Source organism: Bizionia sp. (genome assembly GCF_048259285.1).
In the GTDB taxonomy this organism is placed as follows: Bacteria; Bacteroidota; Bacteroidia; order Flavobacteriales; family Flavobacteriaceae; genus Algorimicrobium; species Algorimicrobium hallyeonense.
On sequence record NZ_JBLXHU010000057.1, the window covers coordinates 1 to 8,865 of the forward strand.

Here is an 8,865-nt window from a genome sequence, read left to right on the forward strand (position 1 = left end):
GAAATTTAACCTCTTTTATTAAAAGAAAAACAACTAATTATTAACAAACTCTTCTATTATGAGTAAACTTTTTCTACAAAAACTATTGTTTTTAACTTGTATCCTTTGCTCACAAATGATACTTGCACAAGTTACTGTTTCTGGTGCTGTATACGACTCGCAAGGGGTGCCCTTACCAGGAGCAAATATTATAGTAAAAGGTACCAGTGTTGGAACCCAAACAGATTTTAATGGTAGCTATTCTATAGAAACCGAAGAAGAGGCTGTGCTTATATATAGCTTCATTGGTTTTAGACAACAAGAAATAGTGCTAAAAGGCAGAACCAAAATTGATATCACTCTTGTTGAAGATGCGACCTCCTTAGATGAAGTTATTGTAACAGGATACGGATCTCAGTCGAAAAGAGAGGTTACTGGTGCTGTTACCACCATTGAGACCAAAGACTTACTAGCTGTACCCGCAACAACATTTGCACAACAGTTACAAGGAAGGGCTTCTGGAATTTCTATAGTAAATGATGCTACCCCTGGAGGAGAAGCCACTGTTAGGATACGTGGCTTTGGTACTATAGGAAACAATGATCCTTTATATATAATTGATGGAGTTCCATCAAAATCTCAATCAAATTTAAATCCGAATGACATAGAGACTCTGCAGGTTTTAAAAGACGCTTCTGCAGCTTCTATTTATGGATCTAGAGCTGCTAATGGCGTAATCATCATTACTACTAAGAAAGGTAAAATAGGGAAACCTCAGATTAGTTATTCAACTTTTTATGGCTTACAGTCTGTATCAGAAGACGTGGATGCCTTAAATGCTAAAGAATTAGGTAAATATTTATACTTAGCCGATTTATATGCAGGTAAAACACCATCACATGGACAATATAAATTTGGAACTAATGGAGAGGTTACCATTCCAGATTATGTTTTTCCAAGTGGGACTTTTGAAGGTACTCCAGGAGTAAATCCAAATTTATATGCATTAGAACCCGGAAACATATACCCTATAACCCGAGCTGCCGATACTTACTGGTGGGATGAAGTTACTACAAGAGCTGCACCAACTCTAAGTCATCAAATAAGCGCATCTGGAGCAACTGAAAATTCCCGTTATGCCATGAGTCTCGGATACGTATCTCAGGAAGCAGCAGTAAAATTTGTCTCATACGATCGAATTTCTCTTAGAGCAAATACAGAATTTAGAGCTTTAGATCAAAAGTTAAAAATTGGAGAAAATTTCACCGTCTCTTTTGATAACAGAAAAGGAGGGTTTGGGAATAACGAGGAGCAAAATGCTGTTTCTAGTTCTTATAAACAACACCCCCTATTACCTGTTTATGATATTATGGGCAATTTTGCAGGAAGCAGAGGAGCTAATTTAGGTAACAACTTCAACCCATATGCTGTTCTTAGTAGAGCCCAAGATAATAGAAGATATAGATTGCGAGCCTTCGGGAATGTTTTCGCTTCTTATGACATTTTAGAAAACTTAGAATTCAAAACTAGTTTAGGAGTAGATTTTACTAATTCTAGGATAAAAGAATTAGGAAGACCACAACCTGAGTATGTTGAAGGTAATTTTATTAATAGCTCAACCGCTAGGAATAGTTATGAATACCAATGGATATGGAATAATATTTTAACATATAGTGCTACCATAAAAGACAAACATAAAATAGATGCATACGTAGGTACCGAAGCTATAGGTGCTTTTGGTGAAGAATTTGGAGCTAGAAGAGAACGTTTTGCTTTTGAAACCACCGATGTATTAAGTTATTTAAATCTAGGAGATGCTACTACTGCTACTAATTATGGATTTGTTTTTAATGATTATAGTTTATTCTCTCTTTTTGGGAAATTTAATTATGCTTATGATCAAAAATACTTAGTACAAGTAATCTTACGAAATGATTCTTCTTCCCGATTCCAATCCGCTTCTAGAAGCGCCTTCTTCCCTGCCTTCAGTATAGGATGGCGTATTTCTGATGAAAAATTCTTTAAAAATGCCCTGCCGTTCATAGATGATATGAAATTACGATACGGGTGGGGTCAAACAGGAAATCAAGAAATAGGAGACTACAATGCATACACTACCTATAGATCCGATATTTTACATGCTGGGTATCCTATTGATGGAAGCACTACAAGTCCTACTATAGGATTTGATATTCAAGCTTTTGGAAACCCAAATGCTAAATGGGAAACTACAACTTCCAACAACTATGGAGTTGATGTTTCTATGCTTAATAACAGACTTACATTTAATTTAGACATTTGGAATAGAGTTACTTCGGATATGCTATTTCAAACCCCAATTACCTATACCGCTGGAGATGCATTAGCACCTTACTTTAATGTAGGGAAAATGACCAATGAAGGCTATGATATTAGTCTTGGTTACGGAGATACCAAAGGGGATTTCGGCTTTAATGTTACAGGAAACTTTTCAAGATATACCAATGAAGTAAATCAATTAGATGAAAGTGAAGATACTCGATTCTTAGGAAACACATCTAGAGTTGCTGCTGTTACATTAACCCAAGCAGGAGTCCCCGTATCCTCTTTTTATGGATACCAAGTCTTAGGTATATTTCAATCGCAACAAGAAGCCGATGCTTGGGCTCCTTATGGCTCATATAACTCGGTGGGTAAATTTAAATATGCTGATGTTAATAATGACGGAATCATTAATGATAGTGATAGAACTATTATTGGAAGCCCCCATCCAGAGTTTACCTACGGAATCAATATAGATTTGTCATATAAAAACTTAACCCTAAATATTTTCGCAAACGGGAGTCAAGGAAATGATATATATAACTACATACGCTATTTTGCCGATTTTAATACATTTCAAGGAAATAGATCTTCTAGAGCTTTAAACGATGCTTGGCAACCTTCAAACCCTAGCGCTCCTAAATCACAATGGGTAGCTGCTAATCCTAATGCTACTGTACCAATTATGGATGCTAATGACCAGACAAGTAGCCAACCTTCTTCTTATTTTATTGAAGACGGAAGTTATTTTAGACTCAAAAGTGTTCAATTGTCTTATAATTTCCCAAAATCTGTTTTAAAATCTATTTCTGGATTACAACTATACCTTCAAGCGCAGAATATATACACGTTTACAAAATATTCAGGACTTAATCCAGAAGTACAAGTTGGTACAGAAGACGATGCTACATTAGGGTTTGATGGAGGATATATGCCCGTATCGAGAACATTTATTTTAGGCCTAAACGTAAATTTATAATATCATGAAAAGAAATAAAACTCATATATTCATTATCACAATATTCTTTGTTATAATAACAGTGTTTATTGGCTGTAACGACGAATTTTTAACCCACGAACCTCAAGGGCAGTTTAGCGATTCTAGTATCTCTAATGCAGATGGGGTTGAAGGAATTCTCCTAAGTGCATACAAAATGCTCAACGGACTTGGCCTTGATGGTCAATCTGCATGGAACAACGATGTACAGAGCTGGGTATTTGGTGGGATTCCATCAGACGATGCTCTTAAAGGAACCGATGCAGGAGATCAACCTGAACAATCATTTTTGGAAACCTATAATTTCCAAACCTTCAACGGCCATATTACTAATAAATGGCGAGGTTTATATAAAGGAGTAGCACGTACAAATGATGCTATCAATAGCGTAATGAATCTTGAGAATAGTGAAATAAGCGAAGAGAGAAAAGAGCAAATTATTGCTGAAGCTCGTTTTTTACGTGGTTTCTTCCATTTTGAAGCTAGAAAGATGTGGCGAATGCCTCCATATATAGATGAAACTAATTTTGATAGAAATAATATTGAAAGTACAAAAGTGCCAAATGATAAAGAAATTTGGCCAATGATTGAAGCCGATTTTGAAGCAGCTGCTGCCATTTTACCAGAAACCCAAGGAGAAGTGGGAAGACCTACAAAGTGGGCTGCTAAAGCTTTTCTAGCTAAAGCTAAAATGTATCAAGGTTGGGATGAACAAGGAAATCCAAACACTGCAAAACTTCAAGAAGCTAAGGATATTTTAAATGATATTGTTGAATTACAAAGGTATTCCCTAGCACAAACATTTGAAGAGAATTTTTTGGTAGCTACACGTAATAATCAAGAATCTATTTTTGAAATACAATATGCAATAAGCAGCTCTAATGATCAGGCTTCAAATCAAGGAGTTGGTCTAGCCCATCCTTATACTGATCCGTGGGGATGTTGTGGGTTTTACCAAGCTTCCCAAAACTTGGTTAATTCATTTAAAACTGAAAATGGACTTCCTATGCTAGAGAACTTTAATAATGAAGATGTAAGTTTTGAAATCACTACAGATAGCCTATCAGCATATATTAAACCTCTTGATCCTAGAATTGATCATACATTAGGGCGACCAGGAATTCTATTCAAAGACTTTAAATTACACCAACTTGATTTTATAAGAGATGTTTCTTATGCAGGTCCATATTCTTCCAAAAAACATGTAGCAGAGCCTGAAGCTTTTGGTATAGGAGGCTGGGCAAACCTATCTGCTAATAACTATAGAATTATGCGTTATGGAATGATTTTATTATGGCTGGCTGAATGCGAAGTGGAGATTGGAAGTTTAGATCGAGCTGAAACATTGGTGAATAAAATCCGTGAAAGATCGGCTAATCCAAATGGTTTTGTTCCAAAAGCAATTCAAGGAAAAGATAGAAACGACTTTAGTATCGTTGAAGGAGAAGCTGCAGCTAATTATGATATTAAACCTTACCCAACGGGAACATTTTCTAACAAAGGGAAAGATTTTGCTAGAAATGCTGTTCGCTTTGAAAGTCGACTAGAATTTGCAATGGAAGGACATCGATTTTTTGATCTACAGCGATGGGGTATATCTGCTAAAGTGCTTAACTCATACTTACAAAGTGAAAGCAAATACAGAACTTATTTAGAAGGGATATCATTTACTCCTAATAAAAATGAATTTTACCCTATTCCTATTCAGGCAATAGATAGATCATATAAAGAAGGGCAACCAACTTTAACACAGGATCCTGCTTATTAAACTTACCATACAACTACTAATACACACCATCTTGAAGGCATTCAAGGTGGTGTTTTAATAAATAATTTTCAGAATAATTCCAATCTACATTTTTACAAATCTAAATTTTATGAAAATTAAATTCGTAATCATATCAATTATTACGGTAATATTAATATCATCTTGTAAAAAAGAAAACTCAACACTATTCTCTCTTATACCTTCCAATGAAACCGGAATAGATTTTAACAATATCATAAAAGAGACAGATAGCTTTAATATTCTTACTGAAGAATATATTTTTAATGGCGGAGGTGTTGCCATTGCCGATTTTAACAATGATTCCTTCCCTGATATTTTCTTTTCAGGAAATCAAGTAGCTAACAAACTATACTTAAATATAGGGAATTTTAAATTTAAAGATGCATCAAAAACATCTGGTATTGAAGGTACAAACCGCTGGAGTACTGGGGTTACAACTGTAGATATTAATAATGACGGACTCATTGACATATATGTCTGTGCTGCTATTGACAAAAATTCCAATAAAAGACGAAATCAGCTTTTTATTAATCAGGGACTTGATAAAAATAATGTCCCCATATTTAAAGACATGGCAAAAGCATATGGTATTGATTCAAAAGATAATAGTATGGGAGCTATTTTTTTTGATTATGACAAAGATGGTTATCTAGATCTATATGTGCTTAACAATGAACAAAATAACTTTACCCCAACAAGTTACAGAAAAAAAATAACCGATGGAACTGCCATAAGCAATGATAAACTATATAGAAACAACCAAAATAATACTTTTACCGACGTAACAAAAGAAGCGGGCATTCTCATTGAGGGATTTGGATTAGGAATTGGTGTTGCCGACATCAATAAAGATTCATGGCCAGATATATATGTAACCAATGATTATATTACTAATGATATTCTATATATAAACAATCAAGATGGAACATTCAGTAATCAAATAGAAAAATATATAGGTCATCAAAGCAAATTCTCTATGGGTTGTGATATTGCAGATTATGATAATGATGGTAACCTTGACATTGTAACACTTGATATGCTAGGCGATAGTAATTATAGAATGAAAACTACTATTGGTGATAAAAATTACATTGTAAATATTCTTGATAAACGTTGGAATTATGAACCTCAACACATCAGAAACATGATTCATAAAGGTAATGGGAGTAATTTACCTTTTAGTGAAATTGGACTTATGGCCACTATGTTTAAAACCGATTGGAGTTGGTCACCTTTATTTATGGATGCAAATAACAATGGTTACAAGGATTTATTTATAACTAATGGTTTTCCTAGAGACATTACCGATAAAGATTTTGCTGATTTTAGGCTACACGCTAGTCCTTTTTATAGTACTAAACAAATTCTCGATTCTATCCCAGTAATTAAAGTTCCTAATTACAGTTTTATAAATAATGGAGATTGGACATTTAAAGACAGTAGTAAGGAATGGGGTATTAACCAAAAATCCTTTTCAAATGGTGCTGCTTATGCAGACCTTGACAATGATGGTGATCTAGATTACGTGGTAAACAATATTAACGACAAAGCTTTTCTTTTCAGAAATACATTTAATAAATCAAGAAATCATAACTTCCTTAAAGTTAAATTAGAAGGATCTATTACCAACCGTTTAGGAATTGGAGCCAAAATTGTTTTAAGGCAATTAGATAATAGTTTTCAATACTATGAACATTTTTTAACTCGTGGATATATGTCGTCCATGGATCATATTATTCATTTTGGTCTTGGGGAAAATAAAAATTTAAAAGCCATAGAAATATACTGGCCTGATGGTGCCTACCAGAAAAAAAATATGATTTTAAGCAATACTACATTAACATTTAAACATAACGAAGCCTCTATACCTGACAAAAAGCAACTATCATTTCCCTTAGTTCCTAAAGATGAACAAAATCCTCAGTTTATCGAGGTTAGTAAAAAATTAGGTATAAATTATACTCATGAAGAACAGGACGTAATTGACTTTAATATACAGTATACGCTCCCTCATAAATTATCACAAAATGGACCATGTTTAGCTGGTGGCGATTTAAACGGTGATGGACTTCAAGATTTTATTATCGGGAGTGCTGCGAACTACTCCCCTACTATATATTTTCAAACAGAGAAAGGAACTTTTAATAAAGAAATATTGTATAATGATCAATCATTAACCAAATATGAAGAGACAGCTATTGAAGTTTTTGATATTGATAATGATGAGGATATGGATATCTATTTGGCTACTGGCAGCTATGAATTTTATGGGAGAAAAAACCTATATAAAGATATCATATTGATAAATAATGGTCGTGGAAAATTTATTGTAGACACAACAAGATTATCCTCTACTACAATCAATACCGCAGTTGCAAAAGCTATAGACTTTAATAAGGATGGTTATACTGATCTTTTTATTGGTGGAAGTACAAAACCAGGAGCTTATCCTCTTCCTGAAAATAGTTTTTTATTAATGAACAAAAATGGCATTCTAACAGATGTTACAAAAGAATACGCTCCTGAACTTCAAAACATAGGAATTATAACCGATGCTACATGGACAGATATTAACCATGATAATCTTGAAGATTTAGTGGTGGTAGGAGAATATATGCCAATTACTATTTTCGAGAATACATCAAAAGGCTTCCAGAAAATAGAAAACACAGGATTAGCAGATTATTTAGGATGGTGGAAATGCATCATGCCTTGTGATATGGACTTAGATGGCGATACCGATTTTATTGTTGGAAATATTGGAGAGAACAATTTTTTTCATCCTACAAAAACATATCCTTTAACCCTTATTGCAAAAGACTTTGACAATAATGGTAGTATTGAACCTTTATTATTTAGCTATTTTAAAAACAATCAAGGTGAATTAGAACAATACCCTGTTAGCTTTTGGGGTGATCTTACCAAATTAAGCCCAATTTTTAGAAAAAAATTCAAGCTTTATAAGGAATATGGACAAGCCAACTTTCAAACCATGTTCAAACCAGAAGAACTTGATAATATCATATCGCTACAAGTTAACTATGATAAAAGTTGTTATATAGAAAACAAAGGAAATTTCAACTTTACCATACACCCACTACCCAAACAAGCCCAAATAGCTCCAATAAACAAAATAATAGAAGCTTCAAATCCTCAAAATATATTACTAATAGGTAATGATTACGGCAATGAAACTTTTGTAGGAAAATATGATGCTTTTATAGGGTTAAACTTAGTTTTTAATCCTAACAATACATCATTATTTTCCAGTATAGATCCTTTAAAGAGCGGTTTTATTGTTCCAAATGACGCCAAAGATATTCTGAAAATTAAAAGTGCTATAGACAACACCTATATATATGTTGTTTCCCAAAACAGAAATAAAATATTGGTTTTCAAAAAAAATAAACCGTATACAAGAGATTATGACTAGCAATAATCCCCTCAAATACTGAGGCTACTATTTGAGATCCTTTCTGAAGTATGTTATCGATAGTTAAATCAATAGGTTTGAACATTTTCAGCTCTTTAAAACTATTTTTATCTAAAAAAAGGCTAATATAATTTGTATAACAACTACTTAAACGAATGTTACAAACCTTTTTCTAGAAACAACACATTCTGTTAAATTTCTCTCTCATTTTATATTTAATCCCATTTCATTTTCTGTAATCTTACAGCATTCAAAATTGCTAACAATGCTACCCCAACATCGGCAAATACTGCTTCCCACATTGTTGCCAATCCACCAGCTCCTAATATTAATACTATCACTTTTACTCCAAAAGCCAACCCGATA

General features: G+C 33.6%; 3 protein-coding genes. All 3 read left to right on the forward strand.

What is annotated here, in order from left to right:
- Window positions 1-58: 58 nt before the first annotated feature.
- The 3 genes from ACN0QX_RS14310 (at window position 59) to ACN0QX_RS14320 (ending at window position 8,499) form a co-directional block, all read left to right on the forward strand.
- Window positions 59-3,259: a TonB-dependent receptor gene (locus ACN0QX_RS14310; protein WP_337900189.1), complete on the forward strand. Its 3,201-nt coding sequence runs from the start codon at window positions 59-61 to the stop codon at window positions 3,257-3,259.
- 4 nt (window positions 3,260-3,263) lie between these two features.
- Entirely contained in the window at window positions 3,264-5,045 is a 1,782-nt protein-coding gene (locus ACN0QX_RS14315; RefSeq protein ID WP_337900187.1) for a RagB/SusD family nutrient uptake outer membrane protein, read from the forward strand.
- A 109-nt stretch (window positions 5,046-5,154) separates the two neighbouring features.
- Entirely contained in the window at window positions 5,155-8,499 is a 3,345-nt protein-coding gene (locus ACN0QX_RS14320) for a VCBS repeat-containing protein (protein WP_337900186.1), read from the forward strand.
- Window positions 8,500-8,865: the final 366 nt, after the last annotated feature.

Bases quoted from the DNA above. Each gene is read 5' to 3' on its own strand.
- ACN0QX_RS14310 (WP_337900189.1), top strand. From the start codon at position 59: ATGAGTAAACTTTTTCTACAAAAACTATTGTTTTTAACTTGTATCCTT.
- ACN0QX_RS14315 (WP_337900187.1), top strand. From the start codon at position 3,264: ATGAAAAGAAATAAAACTCATATATTCATTATCACAATATTCTTTGTT.
- ACN0QX_RS14320 (WP_337900186.1), top strand. From the start codon at position 5,155: ATGAAAATTAAATTCGTAATCATATCAATTATTACGGTAATATTAATA.